Source organism: Sphingopyxis sp., assembly GCF_036261875.1.
Lineage (GTDB): Bacteria > Pseudomonadota > Alphaproteobacteria > Sphingomonadales > Sphingomonadaceae > Sphingopyxis.
Genome location: NZ_DATAJZ010000006.1, coordinates 1 through 23,623 on the forward strand (window position 1 = coordinate 1; position 23,623 = coordinate 23,623).

A 23,623-nucleotide genomic window follows, 5' to 3' on the forward strand; every position below is an offset into this window, starting at 1 on the left:
CTTTGTTGACGCGCGCGAAGGTGGCCAACGAGTTGATCAGACCGATATTCGGACCTTCCGGCGTCTCGATCGGGCAGATACGGCCGTAATGCGTCGGATGCACGTCGCGGACTTCGAAGCCCGCGCGTTCACGGGTGAGACCGCCCGGCCCGAGCGCCGAGACGCGGCGCTTGTGCGTCACTTCGGACAGCGGATTGGTCTGGTCCATGAACTGCGAAAGCTGCGACGAACCGAAAAACTCGCGCACCGCGGCGACCGCGGGCTTGGCGTTGATCAGGTCGTTCGGCATCACGGTCGAGACGTCGACCGAGCTCATCCGCTCCTTAACGGCGCGCTCCATGCGGAGCAGGCCGACGCGATACTGGTTCTCGAGCAGCTCGCCGACCGAGCGGACCCGGCGGTTGCCGAGATTGTCGATGTCGTCGATCTCGCCCTTGCCGTCCTTCAGGTTCACCAGTTCCTTGACCACGGCGAGGATGTCCTCGCTGCGCAGCGTCGTCACCGTGTCCTCGGCGTCGAGGCCGAGGCGCATGTTGAGCTTGACGCGGCCGACGGCCGACAGGTCATAGCGCTCGGGGTCGAAGAACAGGCCGCCGAACAGCGCCTCCGCGGTTTCACGCGTCGGCGGTTCGCCGGGGCGCATGACGCGGTAGATATCCGACAGCGCCTGGTCGCGGTCCTCGGCCTTGTCGGCCTTCAGCGTGTTGCGGATCCAGGGGCCGGTGTTGTTGTGGTCGATGTCGAGCAGTTCGAGCTTGTCGATGCCCGCGGCGTCGATCTTTTCGAGATTCTCGGCGCTCACTTCGTCGCCGGCCTCGATATAGATTTCGCCGGTGGCTTCGTTGATCAGGTCATAGGCGCTGTAGCGGCCGAAGATTTCCTCGGTCGGGATCAGCAGCGTGTCGAGACCGTCCTTCGCCGCCTTGTTGGCGAGGCGCGGGCTGATCTTATGGCCGGCAGCGAAGACGACTTCGCCGGTCTTGGCGTCGACGACGTCGAACGCGGGCTTCGAACCGCGCCAGTTCTCGACGACGAACGGCACGCGCCAGCCGTTTTCGGCGCGCTCGAAGACGAGGCGGTCATAGAAGGTGTTGAGGATTTCCTCGCCCGTCATGCCCAGCGCATAGAGCAGGCTGGTGACCGGCAGCTTGCGCTTGCGGTCGATGCGGACGTTGACGATGTCCTTGGCGTCGAACTCGAAGTCGAGCCACGAACCGCGGTACGGGATCACGCGCGCGGCGAACAGGAACTTGCCCGACGAGTGGGTCTTGCCGCGGTCATGGTCGAACAGCACACCCGGCGAACGGTGCATCTGCGACACGATGACGCGCTCGGTGCCGTTGACGAAGAAGGTGCCGTTCTCGGTCATGAGCGGCATGTCGCCCATGTAAACGTCCTGCTCCTTGATATCGAGCACCGAGCGGGTGTCGGTTTCGCTGTCGACCTCGAAGACGATCAGGCGCAGCGTGACCTTCATCGGCGCCGCATAGGTGATGCCGCGCTGACGGCATTCCTCGACGTCGTACTTCGGCGCTTCGAGTTCGTAATGAACAAAGTCGAGCTCGGCGGTGCCGGCGAAATCGCGGATCGGGAAAACGCTGCGCAGCGTCTTTTCGAGGCCCGAAACATAACCGACCGACGGATCCGAACGCAGAAACTGCTCATAGGATTCGCGCTGCACCTCGATGAGGTTGGGCATTTCCACCGCTTCGTGGATATTGCCGAACAGCTTACGGATTCGCTTGCTTGCGGTTGCTTCGAGGGCCTTGCCCACCGACTTCGCCTTGGTCGCCATAAGTGATTGTCTCGCCTTCGTAAAATTAGTCGCGAGCGCAGCAGAAACGCAAAAAGGCCGCGACCAACCGTTGCCGGTTTACCGCAGCTTTCCAACGCATTCTGAAATCCCTACCGCCCTATTCCTGTGGCCCGTTGCGCAAAGTCAGGCCGCTTCCCGGACGATCGGGTGTGAAGGCGATATAGGATTTGGGGGGTGCGGTGTCAATGGACGCGCATCACCGAAGACAGCAATCCGCTCGTCACCCCGGACTTGATCCGGGTCTCGCTCGGCGACGGTTACAAGCGGCCCCGGATCAAGCCTGTCCTGAGCCTGTCGAAGGGTCCGGGGTGACGCAGAAAGCATATTGCGCGCTCCGCTTTTCAAGCTGGGCCGCCATCGCTTCCGGGCAACGCTCTCCGACCCTGCCCGCAAGTCCTGTTCCACCCCGGAACAGAACGGCTCATCCCGCCTCGGCCACGGTTCGGCCATTTTGGCATGGCCCATGCCGCCTTCGCGCGTTCAAGCGTCTCGACCGTTCAAAATGTCAGGAGAGATTACACGATGCGTAAATATGCAGCTTTTCTTACCTCCCTTGCCCTTGGCACCGCAATGGCCGCCGGTGCGCCCGCCTTCGCGCAGGCATCCGCCGCCGCACCCGCCGGCCCGACGCTGACCGTCGGCACCACCGTCTACGACAGCGAAGGCCAGACCATCGGCCCGATCGCCAGCTCGGACGGCGCGACCGTCGTCGTCACCGTCGGCGACAAGCCCGCCGCGCTCCCCGCAAGCGCCTTCATGCAGACCGACAAGGGCACCGCGATCACGCTGACCCTCGCGCAACTCACCGCCGCGCTCGACCAGCAGGCGGCCGCCGCCGACGCGCAGCTCACCGCCGCGCTCCAGCCGGGCGCCGACATCAAGGGCGTGAACGGCGGTTCGGTCGTCGGCAAGGTGAAGACCGCCGACGCCCAGGGCGTCGTCGTCACCACCGCGCAGGGCGATGTCCGCCTGCCGCGCAAAGCCTTCTTCGTCGCGGCGCACGGCCTGTCGACCAGCTTCTCCGCCGAGCAGTTCGCGGCGGCGGTTGCCGAAGCCAAGACCCCCGACGCAGCGGCGACGGACGATGCGGCGGCCGATGCCGACACGACATCCGACGCGGCGAAACCCGCCAACTGATCCTCGCGATCGGCAGAAAAAAGGCGCGAGGGCACCGCTCTCGCGCCTTTTTCTTTGCGCGATAACGCCGTCCACAAACCCCATAGCCTTTGTCCTGTTTCCCGATCCCGATATATCGACTTGCAATATAATTCATATCGTTTATCGATATGTCAGCTATCAACGTCGAATGGGATGCCCATGCTGCTCTGGAGTCGCCGGCTGCTGGCCGGATTGAATATCCTCAACTGGGTCACCGGCCTCGCGATCGTCGCCGCGCTGGGCTGGGTCGGCTTCGCCGCGCCCGACCTCTTCCTCGCGCAGGCCCGGCCCTATCACGTTGCCCATCCCGAAGCCGCGATCGCGTGGCTGCGCTGGGTCACCTTCATCACCGCCCCCGTCATCCTGCTCGCGCACGTCATCCTGACCCGGCTGATCGCGATCATCGACGCGGCGCGCGCGGGAACGCCCTTCATCGCCGCCAACGCCGCGCGGCTGCGCCATATCGCCTGGGCGCTGCTCGGCATTCAGCTGCTCGACCTCGCCTTCGGGCTGGTCAGCATCCGCGCGAGCGCCGCGACCGGCGAATATTTCGGCTGGAGCTTCGGAGTCACCGGCTGGCTCGCCGTCCTCCTCCTCTTCGTCCTCGCCCGCGTCTTCGAGCGCGGCGCCGCGATGCAGGACGAGATCGAGCGGACGATCTGATGGCGATCCGCGTCCAGCTCGACGACCTCCTCTGGCAGCGGCGCATGACGCTCACCGAACTCAGCGAGCGGATCGGAATCACCGTCGCCAATCTGTCGATCCTCAAGACGGGCAAGGCAAAGGCGATCCGCTTTTCCACCCTCGACGCCATTTGCCGCGCGCTGGATTGCCAGCCCGGCGACCTGATCCTGTTCGACCCCGAGGAGCCCGCCGATGAAGACTGACATCCAGGCCATCTATCGCCACGCCTGGGCCTTCGCGCGGCTTTGCCCGCTGCTGTTCCTCGTTCCCGCGCTCGCCGAACTGGCGCAGCATGTCGTCGAGTGGCAGGCCGGGATGTACGACGGCATCGCGGGCGCCAAGGCCGCCGAAGCCGATACGCTGCGGATGCAGTTCGGCTTCGCCAAGACGCTGGCGCTGCTGCTGCCCGGCTATTGGTTCATGCGCTATATCCTGTTCGGCGGCGACGCGGCACGGGCACGGCGGATCGAATGGCCCGCAATCGGACTGTGGCTGATCCTCTTCGCAATCCAGGCGACCGAGCAATGGTGGGCGCTCTTCGGCCCGCCGCTGACCGGCCTCCTCGGCCTTGCAGGCGAGCCCGCGCGCTGGACCAGCTATGGCCTCACGCTCGCCGGAGTAATTCTCGGCGTCTATCTGACCGCATGGAATGCGGCGTGGGCGGCAGGCAATGCGGCGATCGGGCCGTTCCGGTCGATCCGCATCATGACGGGCAGCTTCTGGTACACCGTCCTGCTGATGCTCGCGGGCATCGTGCCGTTGATGATCCTCCATTATGCGCTGAGCTTCGGCGCGATCTTCGCGCCCGCCTTCCTCGACTGGCCGCTGCTGATCGTCGACGCGCTGGCCGTCGGCTTTCTGGCGCTGGCGATGACCGGCGTCTCGGCGATCGCGGCGCGCCGCGCGGCCGCGCGCAAGGGCGTCGATATGGTCGGCGGCGCTAGAATATCCCTTTGAGCAGCTTGCCCGGATTCCTGCGCAGCGCGACTTCCTCATTGCCCATATAGAGGAAAATGCCCTTGAGCGCCTGATCGGTGACCGAATGGGTCAGGCCGTCGTGGCTGATCCCCGCGATCGAAAGGAGCTGGCTGCTGCCCGATAGCTGGTCGAGCTGGCGATAGGCGCCGACCTCGTCCAGCGCCCCCGCGATCAGCGGCCGCACCTTGTCGCCTAGCAGCCCGCCGGCGCTCGATTGCAGATAGCGCGTCGCGCCGTCCCTCTTCGACACCAGCGACGGCACGTCGTTCCAGCCCAGATTGTCGATGGCGGCGCGAAAGATCGGCTTCGCCTCGCCCGCCGCCTTGCCGCCCGCATCGTTCAGGCTTTTGGTAAGCCCCGCCGTCAGCCCCAGCTTATCGCCCGCGCCGAGTAATTTCGACGCCAGCTTGCCGCTCGCGCCGGGCAGCAGGATGCGCACCGCGGTATCGGCATAAAAGGCACCCGGCTGCGCCAGCCGGTCGAGCGCATTGTCCGACGCATTGGCGATCAGCCCCTTGACCCCGGGCTTCGCGGTTTTCGCCAGCGCCGAGGGGATCAGCCCCGCCACCGCCAGTCCGGCCGCTCCCGCCAGCAGCATCCGCCGCGCGATATAGCCCTCGTCCCGTTCCATGACGCCCTCTCGCTGTGCAAGGGACGAGCGTATCAGCAAAACCGGCGGCGCCAAAGCCTGCTTTGTTCGTCGGCATCGGGGTGGAGAGCAGACATTCCCAGCCACTTTCGTCATCCCGGACTTGATCCGGGATCCATTCTCTCAGCGCCGGATGAATGGATCCCGGATCAAGTCCGGGATGACGATGTGGGATAGGCCGACTTCAGGCCGAAACCGGACTCTTCGCCGCCCTTCACGCCGCCATGCGCAGCCGGTTCCGTCCCTCGCGCTTGGCGAGATACAGCGCTTGGTCGGCGCGCTGGAGCAAGGCCTCCGCCTCGCTTTCGCCGTCATAGACGGCGAGCCCGATGCTGACCGTCGCTGGCGGCAGGTCACTGTCCGTACCGCCGTCGGCCTCGATCGCGATACGCAACCGCTCGGCGACCATTTCCGCCGCCTGCGCGCTCGACCGCTGCAAGATGCAGACGAATTCCTCGCCGCCGAAGCGGCCGACCAGATCCTCGTCGCGCAGCGATGCCTTGGCGCGGCGCGCGACGCGGCGGATCACTTCGTCGCCCGCGGCATGGCCGTGATCGTCGTTGATCCGCTTGAAATGATCGATGTCGAAGATCGCCACCGCCAGCGGCACTCCCTGCTCGCGCGCGCCGGTCAGCGCTGTCTCCAGAAAGGCCAGCGTGTGGCGGCGGTTCGGCAGGCCGGTCAGCATGTCGGTGTTGGCGACGCGCTCGGCGGCGCTGCGGGCCGCCTCCAGGATGCGGGCATTCTCGACCGTCTCGGTCACATCCTGAACGGTGCCGAAGATGCCGACCGCGCGGCCGCCGCGGCCCCTTTCGATCGAGCCGTGCGATTTCACGTGGCGGATCGCGCCGTCGGCGCGGACGATCCGGCCCTGATATTCGAACGGCTCGCCGGTCCGCACCGCCCGCTCCAATATCGCGCGCACCGCGGCGCGATCCTCGGGCAGATATTGTTCGACGCTATAGTCGACATCGACCGGATCGCCAGGCTCGAGCCCATGGACGCGATAGGCCTGGTCGGACCATTGAATCGTCCAGCGGACGAGGTCGACGCGCCAATGACCGACGAGCGCCGCGGCTTCGGCCTGAAGCAGCCAGCGGTTGCTCTGCTCGAGCCGTTTCGCGAGCCGGCGCTGCACCACCAGCAGCGCCGCCAGCGGCAGCGCGGTGAACAACAGGGTGATGAAGTAGAATTGCAGGAACAGCACCCGGCTTCGCTGGCTGCCCTCGATCGCGGCGACCGGCCCAAGCCCCTGTCCCGTCATCCACGACGCGACAATCGCGACGATCAGCATCCCCGCGGCGGCGCCGAAGGGGCCGAGCCGATAGGAAGCGGCGATCACCGCGACGGTCGGCAGAAAGGTCACGGGGAAATGCGACTGCGAAAAGGACAAGGCGGTGAGTACCGCCGCAAGGATCAGCAGCGCGGTCGCCTCGACGATCGTCCTGCGCGGGACATTGGCGAGCGCGCGCGTATCGACCAGCCGCGCGAGCATCACGATCGGCGGCGTGACGATCAGCATCCCGAGCGTCACGGTGGTCAGCCAGGAAAAGAAAAAGTCGACGCCGCGGCCGGCCAGCACCGGGGCCCCGAGCGTCCAGCCGAACGCGGCCGCGATCGACGCGCTGAGCGCGCCGGCTGCCAGCACCGCAATACAGAAATTGGCCACCGCCCGCGGTTCCATGAACGACAGTTCGCCCGGTATGCGGCGGCGGATCAGCCACAGCGCCGCCCCGGCCTCGGCCGCATTGGCGACGGTGAAGGCGGCCGAGCCGAGCGCGCTCGTCCCGCTCAGCATGTTCGCCGCGACGCTGGCGGCCGCCATGGCGACGAAGGAGGCGGGACGCGATCGCGCCGGCATCAACAGCAACAGCGCCAGGAAATAGCCGCTCGGCGGCCAGATCGCGGCGATATTGTCCTCGCCCCGGGTCGCGTGGAGCGACAGGCTGGCGAGCAGACCATAGCCCGCCAGCGTCAGCAGCGGCCAGAACACCGCCTCGACTCCGGGGGAAAGCGACCGCTTCATGACCCCGGCCTAGCCGAAAACGGGAAAATAAACCGCTAATATCGCTCGCGACTCGTCACAGGATCATGCGCGCGGCAGGGAGGCTTCAGTCGACGCCGCCGAAGGTCATGCCGACGATCTGCTCGACGAGCGCTTCGTCCCATTCGATGCGCCGGTCGAGCACCAGCATCGCGAGACCGTGGACGAGCGACCAAGCGTGGAGCGCGGCGACTTCGGGATTGTCGAGATAGGGCATCGTCTGCGCGACCCCGGCGCGGAGCAGATTATAGCCGACCTCGCCCCCGTCGGCGCCCGGCTCGCAGCGTTCGGACATCTGGCGCGTGAAGCTCAGCCGGAACACGGCGGGTTCGTCGTGCGCGAAGCGGACATAGGCGATGCCCGTCGCAAGGAAGCCGGCGCGGCCGCCCCCTGCCTTGAGCCACGCCTGCGACTGGAGCGCGCCGAGCCGCCGCAGCCCCTCGTCGGCGAGCGCGTCGAGCAGCGCTTCCTTGTCGGGGAAATGGCGGTAGAGCGCGGTCGCGCTGACCCCGACGTCGCGCGCGATCGCGCGGAGGCCAAGGTCGGTTCCGTCCCCCTCCGCAAGCCGCCCCAGCCCCGCCGCGATCACTGCGGCGCGCAGATCGCCATGGTGGTAGGAGCCCGCGCTCCTCGCGCCGACATTTTCCATGTTGACACTGTTATCTTCATTCGCCATGTTGTCACCGTAAACATTTCGAGTCGGCCGTGCAAGCCTGACGCCGCGCGGCCCTTCGCAACCATCCGCTTAAGGAGCATCATCATGGCGAGCAACGTCGAAACCCTGATTCGCGGTGCGGTCAAAAAAGGCATCGGCAAGGTCGCCGACTTCAACCGCAAGCGCCTCCCCCGCCCGACCGATGCGCACCCCTTCCTGACCGGCATCCACAAACCGATGGAGGAGGAATTCACACTCGAAGCGCTCCGCGTCGACGGCGAGATTCCCGCCGCGCTCAAGGGCCGCTATCTCCGCAACGGTCCCAATCCCGCAATCGCGCCCGATCCCGCAAGCTATCACTGGTTCTCGGGCGCCGGCATGGTCCACGGCATCCGCATCGAAGGCGGCAAGGCCGACTGGTATCGCAACCGCTGGGTGCGCGGCACCGAGGCGTGCGCGGCGCTGGGCGAGGAGATTCCAGCGGGTCCGCGCGAAGAGGGCGGCTTCGACGCCCCCAACACCAATGTCGTCGGCATCGCCGGCCGCACCTTCGCGATCGTCGAGGCGGGCGGCAAGCCGGTTGAGCTCGGCTATGAGCTGGACACGATCGCGCACAACCCGTTCGACGGCACGCTGACCGGCAGCTACACCGCGCACCCGCACGAGGACCCGTTCACCGGCGAGCTTCACGCGATCACCTATAAGGGCGACGCCCCGAACACGGTGTGGCACGTCGTCCTCGACAAGGACGCGCATGTCATCCGCGAGGAAGCCGTGGCGGTCAGCGACGGCCCGTCGATCCACGACTGCGCGATCACCGAACATTATGTGCTCGTCTTCGACCTGCCCGTCACCCTGTCGATGAAGATGCTGCTCGCGGGCTATCGCTTTCCTTATGCCTGGAACGAAGAGCATCCCGCGCGCATCGGCCTCCTCCCCAGGACAGGTCGCGGCGACGAGATCGTCTGGGTGCCGGTCGAGCCCTGCTACGTCTTCCACCCCGCCAACGCGCACGAGACCGCGGATGGCAAGGTGATCGTCGACGTCGTCGCGCACGAGACGATGTTCGCGACCTCGAAGCGCGGCCCCGACAGCGAGAAATCGCGCATGGAGCGCTGGACGATCGATCCCGCCGCCGGCACGACGGTGCGGACCGTCATCCACGATCATGCGCAAGAATTCCCGCGCTACGACGAGCGACGGACCACCCGCCCCTATCGCTATATCACAAGCGTCGCGATCCCCGACGGCGCTTCGTCCGAATGGGCGCTCGCCGATACGCGGCTGTTCCGCCACGATCTCGCCGAGGGCACGACCGCGATCCATGATTTCGGCCCCGGCCGCCACCCCGGCGAATTCGTCTTCGTGCCGCGAAGCGAGACGGGCGGCGAGGATGACGGCTGGCTGATCGGCCTCGTCGTCGACATGAACGACGAGACCACCGACCTCGTCATCCTGAACGCGGACAACTTCAGCGGATCACCGCAAGCCGTCGTTCACCTGCCCCATCGCGTTCCACCGGGGTTCCACGGCAACTGGGTCGCGGATTGATCGCATCGGGGCGCCGCATCAGCGCCTCGGTCACGCGCAGCGACCGTTCGTTGTCGACGTCGATCGCCGTCGCCCCGTTGCTCACCAGCAGCGGGGCGACGGAGACGCTCAGATGGCGCGAGATGCGCTGAAAAATGTGGTGGATCGGCCCGAGCCCGAAACGGAAGCGGAGCAGGTTGATCAGGCCGAACGCCTGCATCACACGGATCGGTTTCTTGACGAACTGCCCACCGCCGCGAAACGCCTCGGCGGCTTTCAGCGCGGCGGGGTCGCCGATCCAGTAAGCGTTGCAGTTCGACACCGCGACGTCCGAAAATTCGTAAAAGCGCCGCTGCCCTTCGGGATGCACCGCCAGCACATCCTCGCGCCGCGCGAGCGCAACCCCCGCACCGGCGCCGAGCCGCGCCGCTTCGCTGCCGATCTCGGCGATCGTTTCGGGGGTGAGCAGGCAATTGTCGGCGGTCGTGATGAACAGCGGAAACGCGGCCCGATCGGCCACCGCGAGCACCGAGTCCGCCAGATTGCCGGCGGCGGGCACCACGACGAGCCGTTCGCCGAGCCGGTCGATCACCGGATCGGCGAGATCATCGAGCAACGTTCGATGATGCGTCGAAACGAAGATCCGCTCCGCCGGGGTCCGGGCCGCGCTTTCGAGGACATGCGCGATCATCGCCCGCCCGGCGACGGGGACCAGGCATTTGTCGCCGACGCCATGTGCCTCGGCCAGCGCATCGACCGCACCGGGACGGCGGCCCGCGAGGATCAGGATCGAGCCGCTCATGCCGCGTCGCGCTCGCGGCCCGCGCCGAGCTGGCGGATCATGCTCTCGGCGACGATCGTCTCGATCAGGTCGGCCTGGGTGAGGCCCGCGGCGACCGCGGCGCGGCCGAAGACTTTCTCGGACCACAGGTTGCAGTTGAGATTGACCTCGAGCAGCCGGATTTCGCCGGTTTCGAAATCGATCCGAAACTCGAAGCGGCCATAATCGAACGGCCGGAACACCTCCGCCATCCGCGCCGTATAATCGATGATCTTCGCGGCCAGCGCGCCCGCTTCGAACAGCTTGAGGCTGTATTTGGCGCTGCGATCGACGAGGTCGCGCTTTTCCTGATAGGTGCGCAGATGCGTCGGATCGGCCTGCTCGAAAATCATCATCGGCAGCAGCGCGGGCGCGCCGCGGCAGGTGATCACCGGCACCTCGACGTCGCTGCCGTCGAGAAAGGGCTCAACCATCGCGTCATGGTCGAGCGCGTGGACCTCGGCGATCGCCTGCGCCAGTTCGGCGCGGTCGTGCGCGTCGCGAATACCCCACGACGCCGAGCTGTTGTTCGGCTTGACCACCCACCGCCGCGCCGGCGGACAGCGCGTCACATCGACCGGCGCACCGCGCCGGAACAGCGCCCAGGGCGCGGTCGGAACCCCGCGCGCCGCGGCTTCGAGCTTGGTCAGATGCTTGTCGTCGGACAGGCCGCGCACGATCGGCGAAGCGCCGACATAGGGCAGCCCCAGCCGGTTGCAGAGCAAGGGCAGCAGCATTTCCGAATTATAGAAGCCGCCGCGGTTGAGCAGCGGAAAGACGAAATCGGCCTCGGGCCGCGCGAACAGCGCGGCATAATCGTCGGCGACGACGAGCGGAATGCCGAGCCCGTCCAATATCTCGCGCGTCTCGCGGTGATAGAGGGCGTGATTGCCGTCGTCGGGGTGCAGGCCGCCGGTCCAGCGGGCGTGCTTGGCGATGAAAAGAAGCCGCTGCGTATCGCGAAGGCGATCGGGCAGGCGCGTCGGTTCGAGGTGCGTCATTTGCATGTCGGGGTTTCACCACGTCCAGGTTGCACCGCGATGACTCTTTGGTGACGGCGCTGAAACCAAATCGCAAAATCCCTGTCATCTTCCCGCGCTAGGCGTCCTGTATCTCCCCCTTCCCAGGACGCACCCGCCATGTTGTTCGCCGCCGACGCCTTCGACGATCGTCGCTCGCCCCCCGTCGACCCTGCCGTCGCCGCCCGGCTCGCCGACGCGCTGGCGAGTGGCGGCGATCAGCGCATCCGGCCCGGCGCCGACGGCCGCAACCTTTACCATGCTACGGTGCTGCCGACCGAAGCGCTCGCTTATGGCTCGTCAACGATCAGCAGCCTATCGGAGCATGGTTTCGCGGTGCTGCTCGATCACTGGCGCGACCGGCTCGGCCGGCCGATGGCGGCGGACGCCTATGCCGAGGCGCTGGCCATGTTGCGCCGACGGCTGGCGGACTATTTCAGCCTGACCGATACCGCGATCGTCTTTGCCGCATCGGGAACCGACCTCGAATATGTCGGCCTGGCCGCCGCATACGACGGCCGGCCGGTCACCGCCGTGCTGCTCGGCCGCGACGAGGTCGGCAGCGGCTGCGTGCACAGCGCCGCGGGCCGCTTCTTCGCCGATGAAACCGCGATCGGCGCGGGCGTCGTGGCGCGAACCCCGATCGATCCCGCCTTCGCGGACACCGAACTCGTCGATGTCGCGGTGCGCGACGCGGCGGGATGCCCGCGCGCATCGGCGGCGGTCGCCGCCGAGCTTGCCCGGCACATCGAGCGCGCGGCCGCGCAGGGCCGCCGCGCGGTCGTCCACATCGTCCACGGATCGAAATCCGGACTGACGCTGCCCGCCATCGCCGACGTCGAGCGGCTGGCCGCGGCGCACGGCGATGCCGCGCTCTTCGTCGTCGATGCCTGCCAGCTTCGCATGGCGCCGGGTGCCGTGCGCCGCTACCTCGCGCTCGGCTGCGTCGTGCTGATGACCGGGTCGAAATTCGTCGGTGGCCCGCCGTTCAGCGGCATCGCGCTGGTTCCGGGCGCGATCCGCGACCGGGCCCGTCCGCTGCCCGGCGGCTATCGCCGCCTCGCGGCGCGCGCCGAATGGCCGGCGGACTGGCCCGGCGCCGACGGGCTGGCCGCGTCGGGCAATTTCGGGCTGCTGCTGCGCCTGCAAGCCGCGATGATCGAGATGGAGCGCTTCGCCGCGCTTCCCGGCGAACAGGTCGCGCATGTGATCGCGCGCTTCAGCCATCATGTCCTGCGGCTCGTCAAGCGGCTCGGACTCGCCGAAGTTCCCGGCGCGGGAACGAGCTGCCTCGCGACCGAAACGCTGCGCACGCTCGACCTGTCGGCGCGCTGGCCGGGCTGCGACTTCGACACGGCGCGGGCCATGCACGGGCTCATCGCACGACAGTCGCGCCAGTGGCTGGGGCACGAGATTCGGCTGGGCCAGCCGGTCCGGACGCACCAGATGCCGGGCGGGCGCCCCGCGGGAACGGTGCGTCTCGCGCTCTCGATGCCGCTGATTGCAGATCTTGCGGCGCTTCCCGTCCCGGCGCTCGACGCGCGGCTCGATCGCGACATGGCGCTCGTCGGCGCCGCGATATCGGCCGCCGCCTCGATCGCGCTGACACCCACGCGCCCCGCTGCCGCCGGCTGACCCGAAAGCGGTTTTCGGACACGACGAACGGGGCGGATTCCTCACCCCGTCCCCGGCTGGGCACGCCTCGCCCCGGAAAGCAGCGGTTTTCGGCAGCGCTTTTCGCGCGCCATTCGTTTGTCCGTCACTATGATGAAGACTATCGCCCTCTCCCGCCCCGCCATGAGCGCGATTGCCGCGTTCCTGACCCTGTCCACCCCCGCTGCCTTCGCGCAGGACGTTCCGACGGTGACGATGACCCCGCCGGTCGCACCGACGACGGTCCCGGCGCCCGCTCCGGCGCCGACGACCACCACGCCGCCGGCAGCGGAAACGCCCGCGCCGCAGCCGGTCATTCGCGTTCCCCTCGACCTTGCGCCGACCGAACCGGCGCCCAAGGCTGCCGCGCCGAAGGCAACGGCCCCGGCTCAGCCCAAGCGCGCCGCCGCGAAGCCGCGCGCTGCTGCTCCTGCCGCGCCGCGCGAAGCCGCCGCGCCGGTCATCCCCACCGCCGCGCCGGCGGTGGAAGAAGCTGCGCCCGTCGTGCCCCCGGTCGCCGCACCGATCGAACCCGTTGCCGAAGCGGCTCCCACACCGCAACCGGTCGAGCGCGCCGCCGCCAATGACAGCAATCTTCCCTGGGAGATCGCGGGCGGTGCCGCCGCGCTGCTGCTGATCGGTGGCGCCGGCCTCGCCTTCGCTCGCCGCCGCCGCGCAACGAACGAGGTCTGGGAGTTCGACGAAGCCCCCACCGATGCCGAATGGGTTCCGGGCGCGGCCGCGGTCGCAACCGAACCCGAGCCGGTGGTCGCACCGCAGACCTCCCCAACCTTCGCGGCGGCGCCGAGCGGCAGCATGGGCCGTCACGAAGCGATGGCGATGGCGGGTCCGACCCCGGACAATCCCTTCGCCACGCTGCAAAAGCGGCTTGCCCGCGCGCGCTTTCTCGACCGGCAGGAACGCGCCGAATATGACGCGACGCTCGCGGCCCGGAAGGATATGCGCCGCACGCCGGTCAGCGCCTGGGAAATCTCGCAGCGAGCGGAACCTGCGGCCCCGGCCGAGCAGGAAGTGCGCCGCCTCGAGCCCGGCCGCGCCCGCAAGGAACTAAAGCCCGGTTGGACGCGCAACTAGGGTCCGGGCCCGGAAATGAAAAAGGGCGGTGCCTCGCGGCGCCGCCCTTTTCCTTTTGTCACAGCGTCCGGCGGGCGAAGCCCCCGGATGCGAACCGATTACTTCAGTTCGACGGTGCCGCCGGCGGCGATGATCTTGGCCTTCAGCTCTTCGGCTTCCGCCTTGTTCACGCCTTCCTTGATAGCCTTCGGCGCGCCTTCGACAAGCGCCTTGGCTTCGCCAAGACCCAGGCCGGTGATCGCGCGGACTTCCTTGATGACGTTGATCTTGTTGCCGCCGTCACCCGTCAGGATGACGTCGAATTCGGTCTGCTCTTCAGCAGCCGGGCCAGCAGCGGCAGCAGCCGGAGCGGCCGCAACGGCAGCGGCGGCCGAAACGCCCCACTTTTCTTCGAGCATCTTCGACAGGTCAGCCGCTTCGAGGACGGTCAGCGCCGACAGTTCTTCAACGATCTTTGCAAGATCAGCCATGTTCATTCTCCATCTCAGGCCGGGACATCCCGGCAGTAGGTTTCAGTTCAGTTCGAAATCACGCTGCTTCTTTGGCGGCATATGCGCCAAAAACCCGCGCCAACTGGCCCGCCGGGGCTGCGGCAATCTGCGCAACCTTGGTGGCGGGAGCCTGCACCAGACCGATGATCTTGGCGCGGAGCTCGTCGAGCGAGGGAAGCGAAGCCAGCGCCTTCACGCCATTCACGTCGAGCACCACGTCGCCCATGCCGCCGCCAACGATTTCAAGCTTGTCGTTGGTCTTGGCAAATTCCACGGCGATCTTCGCAGCCGACACCGGGTCGGTGGAGGTTGCGAGTGCCGTGGGACCGGTCAGCAGTTCGCCGATACCGGTATAGGACGTGCCATCGAGCGCGATTTTGGCAAGACGGTTCTTCGTGACGCGAAAGTCGGCTCCTGCATCGCGCATCTGCTGGCGCAGCACCGTCGACTGGGCGACGGTCATGCCGAGGTTGCGGACGACCACAACAGCGGCTGCTGACGACAGCGTAGCGTTCAGCGAGGATACGGCTTCGGCCTTTTCCGTACGATCCATGCCTATACTCCACTCATCTGCCCGGATGTCCGCACGCCGAAGCGCTTGGAGCCGCCGGGCGGCTAACACACGCAGATGCCGGAACGAGCCGAGGCTCGCCTGCATTTGCGTTGGCGATGTCCGATGGGGTCGGTCAAGACGCGTCGCCTGACAGGCAGGCGGGCGACCGAAAAAGACTCTTCCCCGTCTCGGCTGGAAATTAAGAAGGGCAAATCCCCTTCACCAACTGTCTCGGACGGAATCGTCAAGGCCGGAGCCCGGACGACACGGGCGCTCCAATAGCGATACGGGCAGGCGAGTCAAGGGTGGACGGCGGAAAAGCACGGTTGGCGCCCAGATCATATAGCTCTAGGACGCGCGAATGAAAATCAGAGCCTCCACCTCTGCCGACGGCGCGCGCGCCGTCCAGATCTGGCGCGATGCGGTCGATGCCACACATGATTTTCTGACGCCCCAAGACCGGGCGGCGATCGAGGGCGAGGTCAGAGCCTTCCTTCCGGCCGCGCCGCTATGGCTCGCGGTCGATGAGAATGACCGGCCCGTCGCCTTCATGTTGCTCGACGGCAGCAGCATGGAAGCGCTGTTCATCGATCCGTCCTGGCGCGGCAAAGGCGTCGGCAAAGCGCTCGTCAATCATGCCTTTGCACTCCACGGCGCAATCACGACGGAGGTGAATGAGCAAAATGATCAGGCTGTCGGCTTCTATCAACACCTGGGTTTCGTCCCCGTCGGCCGATCGGAACGCGACGGACAGGGCCGCGCTTACCCTTTGATCCACCTCCGCTTTTCGCCGCAAAACTGATCCAACCCGCGACCGCGATAAAAAAAATGCTGCTCTCTCTTGCGTAAAATATACTAAGATATATCTTAGACACATCAAATCGCATGAAGGAGCTTATGATGCGACATGGAGTGAACCGGCACGGTTGCGACGAGCGCCATGCCATGCGTCGCGCCCTGCACCAGATGGGGCACGAGGCGATGCGCCACGGAATGCACCGTGGTGGACGCGGCTTCGGCCACGGCTTTGGTGGTCGCGGTTTTGGCGGACGCTTTCGCGACGATGACGACGGCCGCACCCGGCGTCGGCGGATGTTCGACGGCGGCGAACTGCGGCTCGTGCTGCTGAAGCTGATCGCCGACGAGCCGCGCCACGGATACGACCTGATCCGCCAGATCGAGGAACTGACCGGCGGCGCCTATGCGCCGAGCCCGGGGGTCATCTATCCCACCCTCACCCTGCTCGACGACATGGGACTGATCGAGACCGCGGACAGCGACGGTGCGAAGAAATTGTTCGCGATCACCGACGCCGGCCGGACCGAGCTCGAAGCCAGCGCCGATGCGGTCACGGCGCTGATCGCTCGCCTGACCGAAGTCGGCGAAGAGCGTCAGCGCACCGACAGCGCCTCGGTCCGCCGCGCGATGGGCAACCTCAAGGCCGTCCTGATGAACCGGCTCGGCGAGCGCGACCTCGAGGAGGCGACGCTGCACGACATCGTCGCGCTGATCGACGAAGCCGCGCAGAAGATCGAGCGGCTGTGATGCGCAGCGCTATCGCCGAGGTTCCGACCAGCCACGCGAGCAAATATCTGCAGCAGCTTTGCAAGCACTGGCAGCATAATCTCAGCGTCGCCTTCACCCCCGAGCACGGCACCGTGAGCTTCCCGAAGGATGCGCGCGGTGCCGACTGGGCGGCCGATGCGCTGGTGACGTTCGATGCGGGCCCCGACACGCTGTCGGTCCGCATCGACGCCAGCAACGACGCGCATCTGGACGCGATGCAGGATGTCGTCGCCCGCCACCTTGACCGCTTCGCGTTTCGGGAGGCGCCGCTGGCGTTCGACTGGCAGCGGGACTGAGCTAAGGCTTCAGCCCGAAGCGGGCATAGTCGCGCTCGGTCGACGGCGACATCCGCCGCGCGATGGCAAGGTCGGCGGCGGCGTCCGCCCCGCGCCCGGCGCGCTGGTAAACGAGCGCGCGCAGGAAGCGGCTCGATCCCATGGCCGGCACCTGGAGCAGCGCTGCGTCGAGGTCGCGCAGCGCGTCTTCGTCGCGCCCCATGCGCATCCAGACGAGCGCGCGGCTGTCGAGGATCGCGGCGCTGCTATCGCTGAGTTCCATCGCCGATGTGCAATCCTTGAGCGCGGTATCGAGCGCGACGTTGCGCGTCGCCTTGATCCAGCAGCGCTGGTTGAGCATCGCCGGGTTGCCCGGCTTGGTCGCGATCAGCGCGTCGAGTTCGTCAATCGCGGCCTGCGCATCGCCATATTCGCCGACCATCGCCGCCTTGACCACACGGTAATCGTCGCGGGTCTTGCCCCCCAGCGCGATCCGGTCGTCGAGCATCTTCGTCGCCGCGGCGACGTCGCCGCGCTCGGCGGTCAGGTTCGCGACGGTCGATATGGCTTCGATCGACGAGGGATCGAGCTTGCGCGCCGCCTCGGCATCGGCAAGCGCCCCGGCGATGTCGCCCAGTTCGCGCCGCGCCCCCGCGCGCGCCAGATAGGCGTCGGCCGAGGGGAGCAGCGCGATCTGCCGGGTCAGCGTCGCCACCGCGCCCTTGTAATCGCCGATTCCCCGCTGGAACGACGCGCTGCTGGTCAGCGCGGTGATATTCTCCTCGTCCGCCTCGGCCGCCTGTTTCTTGTAGATGGCCTCGATCGCGTCGAGCTGCGAGCGCGAGGCCGCCTGCGCGAGGTTCCAGCGCCGCGTCGCGGTTTCCGGCGCGACGAGGCGCGGCGTGCGGGCGAGGATCGTCGCCACCTTGTCGCGCTCGGCGGCGACCGCGGCCGCCGGAATTTCGATTCCCGAAGAGGTCAGCGTCTCGTCCACACTGAGCATGCCGTCCGTCAGCGTCACCGACCGATCGACGGCATAGCCGGCGAAGCGATCGTCCAGCGGCGCCATGCCGTCGATCGTATAGCCGCGTCCGCCGTCGGGCAGCTTGATCCGAAGCCGGTAGCGCGCCCGGTCGGGAGCGGACGTCACGACCGGAATATCGGCCCACGCCGCGCGGGCGCGATCGGGCTCGAACGAGATCAGGTCGGGCACGCGCGAAATCCAGCGTTCGGTGCGCAGATCGCGGCGTTCCCACCCCGACCCGAACACGCCGCGCGCCTTGATCGCCACGCTGCCGTCGGCGGTGTCGGGGGTCGCGGTCAGCGTGTCATATTGCGCCTCGCCGACATAATGCTGGAGGAATTGCTCATAAAGATTGCGCGCTTCCTTCGGCCCGAGCTGCGACCCCGCCAGCGTCAGCAGATTGGCGAGCTGGCCGCGCACCACCATATCGAGATCGATCACCGACGGCAGGTCGATGCTGCTGCTTTCGTCGGCGACGATCTGAAGGTCGACGGCGGGTCGCGCCGGGGCGTGCAGTTCGATCTTCACCGGGTCCGCGCCCGCAGCGCGAACGGGCAGCACATAGCCGAGCGCGGGAGTATCGCGAATGTCGGCAAGCCGGGTGCCGAGCATCGTTCCGTCGAGCCACAGGCTGTCGCCGCCGATCGTCGCGCGCACCAGAACATGGTTGAAGGCGAGCGCACTCGGCACGCGCGAGGGCACCATGTCGCCGAGCGACGCGTGCGCCATCACCGGTTCGGCCTCGATCTTCATTTCGCGCAGCATCGCCAGCAGCAGCAGCGTCTTCGCCTTGCAGTCGCCATAGCGCACGTTCCACGTCTTGGCCGGCGGCTGCGGCACATAGTTGCCGCCGTCCATCCCGACCGCAAGATAGCGGACCTTGTCCTGCACCAGTTGCAGCGCCATTGCCGCGCGCTTCATCGGATCGTCGGTCGCCGCCATGATCGCGGCGACCTCGTCCGCGAGCGGGCTGCCGTCCGCGATCGTGCCTTCGGTCGCATAAAGCGGCGCCATCACCTTCGACACATCGGCCCAGCTCGTGAAGGTCGACGCCTCGATGATCGGCAGGCGCTGATAGCGGACCGGCGCGTCGTCGGGCATTTCGGCCGGCTTGGGCAGCGGCAGCGCGACCGGCAGCTCCATGAAATCGCCGCTGCGCCGCGCCTTGGGTTCGGCGCCGCCCGCAAGGATTTTCCAGCGCGCCGTTTCATCGGCGCGCCACGACAGCTTGTAACCCGCCTGTGCGACCCGCGCCGGCTCGGCAATCAGCGGCAGCATCGCCTGCGCCCGCCCGCCGAGCGCACCGTCCTTGACCGTCGTCGACATGCGCAGCCGCAGGATGTCGCCGGCGCGCAGCCCCTCGACGGGAAGCGTCGCCGACAGGATGCCGGTCAGCTCGCGCTGTTCGAGCGACTGCTCGCGGCGCAGCACGGTGAATTTCTGCCCGCCTGCCAGCGCGTCGATCTCCGCCCCGTCGCGCAGAATCACGAGTTGATGGATGATCAGGTCGCCCTTGTCGGGCGCCCAGGCCACGGTGATATTGCTATATTGCGACAGCTCCTCGGGGGTGCTGAGCTTGATCGCGGTGTCGGCGTAATTCCACACCGTGGCGCCGTCGATCCGCTGCTGGAAATCGAGGACCGCGATCCCGCCGGTCACGCTTTGCGGATCGGCCAGCTTCGCCGGGGTAACCCACGCGGGCGCGGGCTCATAGAGCGGCTGTTCGCCCGCCATCGCTACGCTCGCCGGTGCGACCAGCATCGTCGTCGCCAGCGCAAACTGCCCCCATCGGGTCATCGCCCCATTCCCCCGCCTTCAAATGCCCTTTGCCCTGCCTGCATGGGCAAGGCGTTCAATGCAACCGCTTTTGCGTCCGAAACGCGACCGCCGGTCAGGCCACGATGGCGTTGCGCCGGGCGTAAAGGAAATAGACGGCCAGCCCCGCGACGTTCCAGACGCCGAACCATAGCTGCGTCTTCGCCGGCAGGCTGAGAAACAGGTAGAAGCAGCCGAACACCGCGATGGTGCCGACGATCCACGGCATCGGCGCGCGAAAGGTGCGCGGCGCATCGGGCGCGCGCCGCCGCATGATCAACATGCACACCGACACCGCCGTGAAGGCGGCGAGCGTCCCCGCATTGGCGAGCGCCGCGAGTTCGTCGAGCGGAATGAAGCCCGCGAGGATCGCGACGACGATCGCGGTGAAGATGGTGATGCGCACCGGCGTCCCGCGCGCCGACACCTTGGCGAGGCTCGCCGGGAGCAGCCCGTCGCGCGCCATGGTGAAGAAGATGCGGCTCTGCCCGAAGAAGAAGGCGAGGATGACGGTCGGCAGCGCGACGACCGCCGAAATGCCGAGATACTGCGCGGCGCGCGCCTGCCCCAGTTCGCGCAGGATCAGCGCCAGCGGCTCGGGACTGTTCGCGAAGCGGCTGTAGGCGATGGCGCCGACCGCCGCGACCGCGACCGCGACATAGATGAGGACGCAGGCGACCATCGACCCGACGATCCCGATCTTGAGGTCGCGGTCGGGATTCTTCGTTTCCTCGGCCGCAGTAGCGATCGCGTCGAAGCCATAAAAAGCAAAGAAGATGATCGCCGCCGCCGCCATCACCCCGCGCTCGACGCCGTCGGCGCCCATATGCTTAGCAAAGCCATAGGGGCTGAAGGGCTCCAGATTGGCGGCGTTGAAGGCGGGGAGCGCCACCGCGACGAACACGACCAGCGCCGCGATCTTCACCAGCACCAGAATCGCGTTCACCGTCGCGCTTTCGCGGGTGCCGAACAGCAGCATTCCGGCGACGACCGCGATGATCGCGATCGCTGGCAGGTTGACGATGCCGCCAAGCTCCGGCCCCTGCATCAGCGCCATCGGCACATCGGCCCAGGCGTGGAGCAGCGGCGCCGCATAGCCCGACCAGCCGACCGCGACCGCGCTCACCACCAGCGAATATTCGAGGATCAGGCTCCACCCGACGACCCAGGCGATCAGTTCGCCGATCACCACATAGCTGTAGGTATAGGCGCTGCCCGAGGCGGGGATCATCGTCGCCATCTCGGCATAAGCAAGCGCGGCGCAGGCGCAGATCAGCCCCGCGATGGCAAAGGACAGGATCACCGCCGGCCCCGCCTTGTCGGCGCCCACGCCGATCAGCGTCAATATGCCGGTGCCGACGATCGCCCCGACGCCGAGCGCGACGAGATGCGGCCAGCTCAGCGTCCGCGCAAGGCCCGCGCCGTGCGGCTGGTCCGGAACGATCGCCTTGCGGCGCAGCAGGCTCTCGGACATGCGGTGACTCTCCCTGTTTCCTTGGCGCTGCTTGTAAGGGAGTGACGCGTCAGCGCAAGATAACAACAAGGGTGAAACAGCCGTTTGCGATCAAAGCAACCTCTCGATCGCCTCCGCCAGCTTGGCGTCGCGCTCCGACAATCCGTCCGCGTCGTGCGTCGTCAGCAATATGTCGATGCGGTTGTAGACGTTCGACCATTCGGGGTGATGATCCAGCTTCTCGGCGATGATCGCGACGCTCGCCATGAAGCCGAAGGCCTGCGCGAAATCGCCAAACTGGAACCGTCGGGTCATCGCGTCGCGCGCCGCGTCGTGCGTCCATTCGGGAAAGCGGGCAAAGAGCGCCGCGCGCTCGGCATCGTCGAGTTTCCGGACCATCTCTTTTCTCCCGCTGGTAAAGGTCGAGCGCTCGCCATAAGGAAGGGCGCGATGAGTGACAACTCCCTGCCCCCCGGCCTGCCCGGCGCCTGGACCGCGGCCGCTCCTGACGCCGATGCGATCTTCGCGATGGCCGAGGCGGCGCTCGAAACGCTGCCCGACGTGTTCCGGCCGCATATCCGGGGCGTGGTGATCGCGGTCGAGGAATTCGCCGACGACGAAACCCTCGCCTCGCTCGGCATCGAACATCCCTATGATCTCACCGGGCTTTACGAAGGCCGTCCGCTGACCGAGCGCAGTATCGACCAGAGCGGCGGGATGCCCGACCGGGTGACGCTCTACCGCATCCCCATCCTCGTCGAATGGATCGAGGAAGGCGAGCGGCTCGACTGGCTGGTGCGCCATGTGCTGATCCACGAGATCGGCCATCATTTCGGCTTCTCCGATAACGATATGCACGCGCTCGAGGATATGGCGTGAGCGAGTTGTTGCGGCTCGACGGGATCGCGTGCATCCGCGGCGACCGGCTGCTGTTCGAGGGGCTGTCGCTGGCGCTGGTGCGCGGCGACGCGCTATGGCTGCGCGGCCCGAACGGTGCCGGCAAGTCGAGCCTGATCCGGCTCGCGGCCGGATTGCTCCGCCCCGCCGCGGGCACGGTCACGCGCCGCGAGCGCATCGCGTTGATCGACGAAGCGGCCGCGCTCGACACCGAACTCCCCCTGCGGCGCGCGCTCGATTTCTGGGCGCGGGTCGATACCGTCGACGGCCATGCGGTGGACCGCGCGGTGGCCGACATGGCGCTGGCGCCGCTGTCCGACGTGCCGGTGGCGATGCTCTCGACCGGCCAGCGCAAGCGCGCCGCGATGGCGCGGGTGATCGCCAGCGGCGCGCCGATCTGGCTGCTCGACGAGCCCGCGAACGGCATGGACGACGCGGCGCAGGCGCGGCTGGTCGGTGCGATCGCAAGGCATCGCGCGAACGGCGGCGCGGTGCTGCTGGCATCGCATTTCGCCCTGGGGATCGCGGACTTGGCGGAACTGGATATGGGGGCGCTGCCATGACCGCCCTTCTCGCTCTCTTCTGGCGCGACCTTCGGCGCGCGTGGGGCAGCGGGGCGCTGTGGCTGCCGGTCGTCTTCTTCCTGCTCGTCGCGACCGCTTTCCCCTTTGCAGTCGGTCCCGACGCCCCCTTGCTCGCACGGACCGGCGGCGGCATGGTCTGGGTCGCGGCGCTGCTCGCGGCGCTGCTGCCGATCGACCGCCTCGTCCGTCCTGACCGCGAAGCGGGGATGCTCGATCAACTCGCGGTGCGCGGCTTCGCCGACGAAGCGATCGCCGCGATCAAGATCGCCGCGCACGCCATCGGCTTCGGCCTGCCGCTGCTGATCGCGCTGCTCCCCGCGGCCGCGCTGCTCGCGCAGGACGCAGCACGGGTCGAGACGCTCGCGACCGGGCTGCTGATCGCGATCCCCGCCCTCGCCTCGCTCGCGGTGCTGAGCGCGGCGCTGACCGCGAATTTGAAAGGCGGGAGCGCGATCGGCGGGCTGCTGGTGCTGCCGCTCGCAGTGCCGCTGCTGATCTTCGGCGCCGGAATGCTCGATCCGTCGGGGCGCGGCGCGGTGAAGCTGCTCAGCGCCGCGAGCCTGCTGCTGACGGTAATCGGGCCGTTCGCCGCGGGCGCGGCGCTCCGGGGGCTCAGGGAATAGCGGGTTTCGAGCGGAAGCCCACCTATCTTAAATCGTCCTCCCGGCGAAGGCCGGGATGACGGGAGTGATGAACCCACGTCCGCCCCGCCCCTAAACAGCCCAATCGGGTAGGGGGATTCCTCACGGAACCCCCCTCCCACACCACCGGGCATACGTTCTACGTACCACGGCGGTTTCCGGTAATGTTCAACGCGGCGTGATGATGAGCGAGGCTGACAAGTCCTTGCCGGTTGAACCATGC

23 protein-coding genes and 1 pseudogene are annotated in these 23,623 nt (G+C 67.3%); 13 read left to right on the top strand and 11 right to left on the bottom strand.

Going from position 1 to position 23,623, the window contains the following annotated elements; all coding sequences use genetic code 11:
• A pseudogene (locus VHO04_RS01605) lies at positions 1–1,795 on the bottom strand (DNA-directed RNA polymerase subunit beta); the annotation flags it as partial.
• Between the two features lie 591 nt (positions 1,796–2,386).
• Here VHO04_RS01605 and VHO04_RS01610 point away from each other — a divergent pair.
• The 4 genes from VHO04_RS01610 (at position 2,387) to VHO04_RS01625 (ending at position 4,615) form a co-directional block, all read left to right on the top strand.
• Positions 2,387–2,953, top strand: a complete 567-nt coding sequence (locus tag VHO04_RS01610) for a hypothetical protein (RefSeq protein WP_329626729.1) — start codon at positions 2,387–2,389, stop codon at positions 2,951–2,953.
• A 180-nt stretch (positions 2,954–3,133) separates the two neighbouring features.
• On the top strand, positions 3,134–3,637 hold the full coding sequence (locus VHO04_RS01615) for a DUF2975 domain-containing protein (protein WP_329626730.1): 504 nt from the start codon (positions 3,134–3,136) through the stop codon (positions 3,635–3,637).
• Positions 3,637–3,861, top strand: a complete 225-nt coding sequence (locus VHO04_RS01620; RefSeq protein WP_329626731.1) for a helix-turn-helix transcriptional regulator — start codon at positions 3,637–3,639, stop codon at positions 3,859–3,861. The genes VHO04_RS01615 and VHO04_RS01620 overlap by 1 nt, the downstream gene beginning before the upstream one ends.
• The gene (locus VHO04_RS01625) at positions 3,851–4,615 is read left to right on the top strand and encodes a hypothetical protein (protein WP_329626732.1); all 765 of its coding nucleotides are present in this window, start codon (positions 3,851–3,853) and stop codon (positions 4,613–4,615) included. Before VHO04_RS01620 ends, VHO04_RS01625 begins: the two co-directional genes overlap by 11 nt.
• Here VHO04_RS01625 and VHO04_RS01630 read toward each other — a convergent pair.
• The 3 genes from VHO04_RS01630 to VHO04_RS01640 all read right to left on the bottom strand — a co-directional run bounded on the left by VHO04_RS01630 (position 4,599) and on the right by VHO04_RS01640 (position 8,005).
• A complete protein-coding gene (locus VHO04_RS01630) occupies positions 4,599–5,267 on the bottom strand; it encodes a DUF4197 domain-containing protein (protein WP_329626733.1) in 669 nt (222 codons plus the stop codon). The two genes, VHO04_RS01625 and VHO04_RS01630, sit on opposite strands and share 17 nt — an antisense overlap.
• Positions 5,268–5,499: 232 nt before the next feature.
• Positions 5,500–7,311 carry a diguanylate cyclase gene (locus VHO04_RS01635; RefSeq protein ID WP_329626734.1) on the bottom strand — a complete coding sequence of 604 codons (1,812 nt, stop codon included), beginning with the start codon at positions 7,309–7,311 and terminating at the stop codon, positions 5,500–5,502.
• Between the two features lie 85 nt (positions 7,312–7,396).
• Positions 7,397–8,005: a TetR/AcrR family transcriptional regulator gene (locus tag VHO04_RS01640; RefSeq protein WP_329626735.1), complete on the bottom strand. Its 609-nt coding sequence runs from the start codon at positions 8,003–8,005 to the stop codon at positions 7,397–7,399.
• Between the two features lie 84 nt (positions 8,006–8,089).
• On the opposite strand from VHO04_RS01640, the gene VHO04_RS01645 reads away from it, so the two are divergent.
• Positions 8,090–9,535: a carotenoid oxygenase family protein gene (locus tag VHO04_RS01645; RefSeq protein ID WP_329626736.1), complete on the top strand. Its 1,446-nt coding sequence runs from the start codon at positions 8,090–8,092 to the stop codon at positions 9,533–9,535.
• On the opposite strand, the gene VHO04_RS01650 is transcribed toward VHO04_RS01645, so the two are convergent.
• Both VHO04_RS01650 and VHO04_RS01655 read right to left on the bottom strand, forming a co-directional pair.
• A complete protein-coding gene (locus VHO04_RS01650) occupies positions 9,456–10,316 on the bottom strand; it encodes an NTP transferase domain-containing protein (protein WP_329626737.1) in 861 nt (286 codons plus the stop codon). The genes VHO04_RS01645 and VHO04_RS01650 overlap by 80 nt on opposite strands.
• Positions 10,313–11,341: a phosphoribosylglycinamide synthetase gene (locus VHO04_RS01655; protein WP_329626738.1), complete on the bottom strand. Its 1,029-nt coding sequence runs from the start codon at positions 11,339–11,341 to the stop codon at positions 10,313–10,315. The genes VHO04_RS01650 and VHO04_RS01655 overlap by 4 nt, the downstream gene beginning before the upstream one ends.
• A gap of 132 nt (positions 11,342–11,473) precedes the next feature.
• On the opposite strand from VHO04_RS01655, the gene VHO04_RS01660 reads away from it, so the two are divergent.
• Positions 11,474–12,988 (top strand): hypothetical protein, encoded by a 1,515-nt coding sequence (locus VHO04_RS01660; protein ID WP_329626739.1) that lies wholly within the window; start codon positions 11,474–11,476, stop codon positions 12,986–12,988.
• A 162-nt stretch (positions 12,989–13,150) separates the two neighbouring features.
• Entirely contained in the window at positions 13,151–14,101 is a 951-nt protein-coding gene (locus VHO04_RS01665) for a hypothetical protein (RefSeq protein WP_329626740.1), read from the top strand.
• A 98-nt stretch (positions 14,102–14,199) separates the two neighbouring features.
• Here the strand turns inward: VHO04_RS01665 and rplL are convergent, their stop codons facing one another.
• Both rplL and rplJ read right to left on the bottom strand, forming a co-directional pair.
• A complete protein-coding gene (rplL, locus tag VHO04_RS01670) occupies positions 14,200–14,571 on the bottom strand; it encodes a 50S ribosomal protein L7/L12 (protein ID WP_297659944.1) in 372 nt (123 codons plus the stop codon).
• Between the two features lie 58 nt (positions 14,572–14,629).
• Positions 14,630–15,145 (bottom strand): 50S ribosomal protein L10, encoded by a 516-nt coding sequence (rplJ, locus tag VHO04_RS01675; RefSeq protein WP_297659937.1) that lies wholly within the window; start codon positions 15,143–15,145, stop codon positions 14,630–14,632.
• A 361-nt stretch (positions 15,146–15,506) separates the two neighbouring features.
• Between rplJ and VHO04_RS01680 the strand changes: the two genes are divergently transcribed.
• From VHO04_RS01680 to VHO04_RS01690, 3 genes are all read left to right on the top strand, one after another.
• Positions 15,507–15,947: an acetyltransferase gene (locus VHO04_RS01680; RefSeq protein WP_329626741.1), complete on the top strand. Its 441-nt coding sequence runs from the start codon at positions 15,507–15,509 to the stop codon at positions 15,945–15,947.
• Positions 15,948–16,090: 143 nt separating this feature from the next.
• A complete protein-coding gene (locus tag VHO04_RS01685; protein ID WP_329626742.1) occupies positions 16,091–16,690 on the top strand; it encodes a PadR family transcriptional regulator in 600 nt (199 codons plus the stop codon).
• A complete protein-coding gene (locus VHO04_RS01690; protein ID WP_329626743.1) occupies positions 16,690–17,007 on the top strand; it encodes a DUF2218 domain-containing protein in 318 nt (105 codons plus the stop codon). Before VHO04_RS01685 ends, VHO04_RS01690 begins: the two co-directional genes overlap by 1 nt.
• A 1-nt stretch (position 17,008) precedes the next feature.
• On the opposite strand, the gene VHO04_RS01695 is transcribed toward VHO04_RS01690, so the two are convergent.
• From VHO04_RS01695 to VHO04_RS01705, 3 genes are all read right to left on the bottom strand, one after another.
• Positions 17,009–19,807: a DUF3857 domain-containing protein gene (locus VHO04_RS01695; protein WP_329626744.1), complete on the bottom strand. Its 2,799-nt coding sequence runs from the start codon at positions 19,805–19,807 to the stop codon at positions 17,009–17,011.
• 94 nt (positions 19,808–19,901) lie between these two features.
• Entirely contained in the window at positions 19,902–21,299 is a 1,398-nt protein-coding gene (locus VHO04_RS01700; protein WP_329626745.1) for an amino acid permease, read from the bottom strand.
• Between the two features lie 90 nt (positions 21,300–21,389).
• On the bottom strand, positions 21,390–21,677 hold the full coding sequence (locus tag VHO04_RS01705) for a 4a-hydroxytetrahydrobiopterin dehydratase (RefSeq protein ID WP_329626746.1): 288 nt from the start codon (positions 21,675–21,677) through the stop codon (positions 21,390–21,392).
• A gap of 51 nt (positions 21,678–21,728) precedes the next feature.
• Between VHO04_RS01705 and VHO04_RS01710 the strand changes: the two genes are divergently transcribed.
• Genes VHO04_RS01710 through VHO04_RS01720 form a run of 3 tightly spaced genes read left to right on the top strand, consistent with a single transcriptional unit; the run spans position 21,729 to position 23,382 of the window.
• Positions 21,729–22,157, top strand: coding sequence for a metallopeptidase family protein (locus VHO04_RS01710; RefSeq protein ID WP_329626747.1), 429 nt, complete (start codon positions 21,729–21,731; stop codon positions 22,155–22,157).
• Positions 22,154–22,738 (top strand): heme ABC exporter ATP-binding protein CcmA, encoded by a 585-nt coding sequence (gene ccmA / locus VHO04_RS01715; RefSeq protein WP_329626748.1) that lies wholly within the window; start codon positions 22,154–22,156, stop codon positions 22,736–22,738. The genes VHO04_RS01710 and ccmA overlap by 4 nt, the downstream gene beginning before the upstream one ends.
• Entirely contained in the window at positions 22,735–23,382 is a 648-nt protein-coding gene (locus VHO04_RS01720; protein ID WP_329626749.1) for a heme exporter protein CcmB, read from the top strand. The genes ccmA and VHO04_RS01720 overlap by 4 nt, the downstream gene beginning before the upstream one ends.
• Positions 23,383–23,623: the final 241 nt, after the last annotated feature.

Bases quoted from the DNA above. Each gene is read 5' to 3' on its own strand.
- rplJ (WP_297659937.1), bottom strand. From the start codon at position 15,145: ATGGATCGTACGGAAAAGGCCGAAGCCGTATCCTCGCTGAACGCTACG.
- VHO04_RS01660 (WP_329626739.1), top strand. From the start codon at position 11,474: ATGTTGTTCGCCGCCGACGCCTTCGACGATCGTCGCTCGCCCCCCGTC.
- VHO04_RS01695 (WP_329626744.1), bottom strand. From the start codon at position 19,807: ATGACCCGATGGGGGCAGTTTGCGCTGGCGACGACGATGCTGGTCGCA.
- VHO04_RS01680 (WP_329626741.1), top strand. From the start codon at position 15,507: ATGAAAATCAGAGCCTCCACCTCTGCCGACGGCGCGCGCGCCGTCCAG.
- VHO04_RS01615 (WP_329626730.1), top strand. From the start codon at position 3,134: ATGCTGCTCTGGAGTCGCCGGCTGCTGGCCGGATTGAATATCCTCAAC.
- VHO04_RS01640 (WP_329626735.1), bottom strand. From the start codon at position 8,005: ATGGCGAATGAAGATAACAGTGTCAACATGGAAAATGTCGGCGCGAGG.
- VHO04_RS01650 (WP_329626737.1), bottom strand. From the start codon at position 10,316: ATGAGCGGCTCGATCCTGATCCTCGCGGGCCGCCGTCCCGGTGCGGTC.
- VHO04_RS01630 (WP_329626733.1), bottom strand. From the start codon at position 5,267: ATGGAACGGGACGAGGGCTATATCGCGCGGCGGATGCTGCTGGCGGGA.
- VHO04_RS01720 (WP_329626749.1), top strand. From the start codon at position 22,735: ATGACCGCCCTTCTCGCTCTCTTCTGGCGCGACCTTCGGCGCGCGTGG.
- VHO04_RS01655 (WP_329626738.1), bottom strand. From the start codon at position 11,341: ATGCAAATGACGCACCTCGAACCGACGCGCCTGCCCGATCGCCTTCGC.
- VHO04_RS01665 (WP_329626740.1), top strand. From the start codon at position 13,151: ATGAGCGCGATTGCCGCGTTCCTGACCCTGTCCACCCCCGCTGCCTTC.
- VHO04_RS01645 (WP_329626736.1), top strand. From the start codon at position 8,090: ATGGCGAGCAACGTCGAAACCCTGATTCGCGGTGCGGTCAAAAAAGGC.
- VHO04_RS01635 (WP_329626734.1), bottom strand. From the start codon at position 7,311: ATGAAGCGGTCGCTTTCCCCCGGAGTCGAGGCGGTGTTCTGGCCGCTG.
- rplL (WP_297659944.1), bottom strand. From the start codon at position 14,571: ATGGCTGATCTTGCAAAGATCGTTGAAGAACTGTCGGCGCTGACCGTC.
- VHO04_RS01705 (WP_329626746.1), bottom strand. From the start codon at position 21,677: ATGGTCCGGAAACTCGACGATGCCGAGCGCGCGGCGCTCTTTGCCCGC.
- VHO04_RS01690 (WP_329626743.1), top strand. From the start codon at position 16,690: ATGCGCAGCGCTATCGCCGAGGTTCCGACCAGCCACGCGAGCAAATAT.
- VHO04_RS01625 (WP_329626732.1), top strand. From the start codon at position 3,851: ATGAAGACTGACATCCAGGCCATCTATCGCCACGCCTGGGCCTTCGCG.
- VHO04_RS01685 (WP_329626742.1), top strand. From the start codon at position 16,091: ATGCGTCGCGCCCTGCACCAGATGGGGCACGAGGCGATGCGCCACGGA.
- VHO04_RS01700 (WP_329626745.1), bottom strand. From the start codon at position 21,299: ATGTCCGAGAGCCTGCTGCGCCGCAAGGCGATCGTTCCGGACCAGCCG.
- VHO04_RS01710 (WP_329626747.1), top strand. From the start codon at position 21,729: ATGAGTGACAACTCCCTGCCCCCCGGCCTGCCCGGCGCCTGGACCGCG.
- VHO04_RS01620 (WP_329626731.1), top strand. From the start codon at position 3,637: ATGGCGATCCGCGTCCAGCTCGACGACCTCCTCTGGCAGCGGCGCATG.
- VHO04_RS01610 (WP_329626729.1), top strand. From the start codon at position 2,387: ATGGCCGCCGGTGCGCCCGCCTTCGCGCAGGCATCCGCCGCCGCACCC.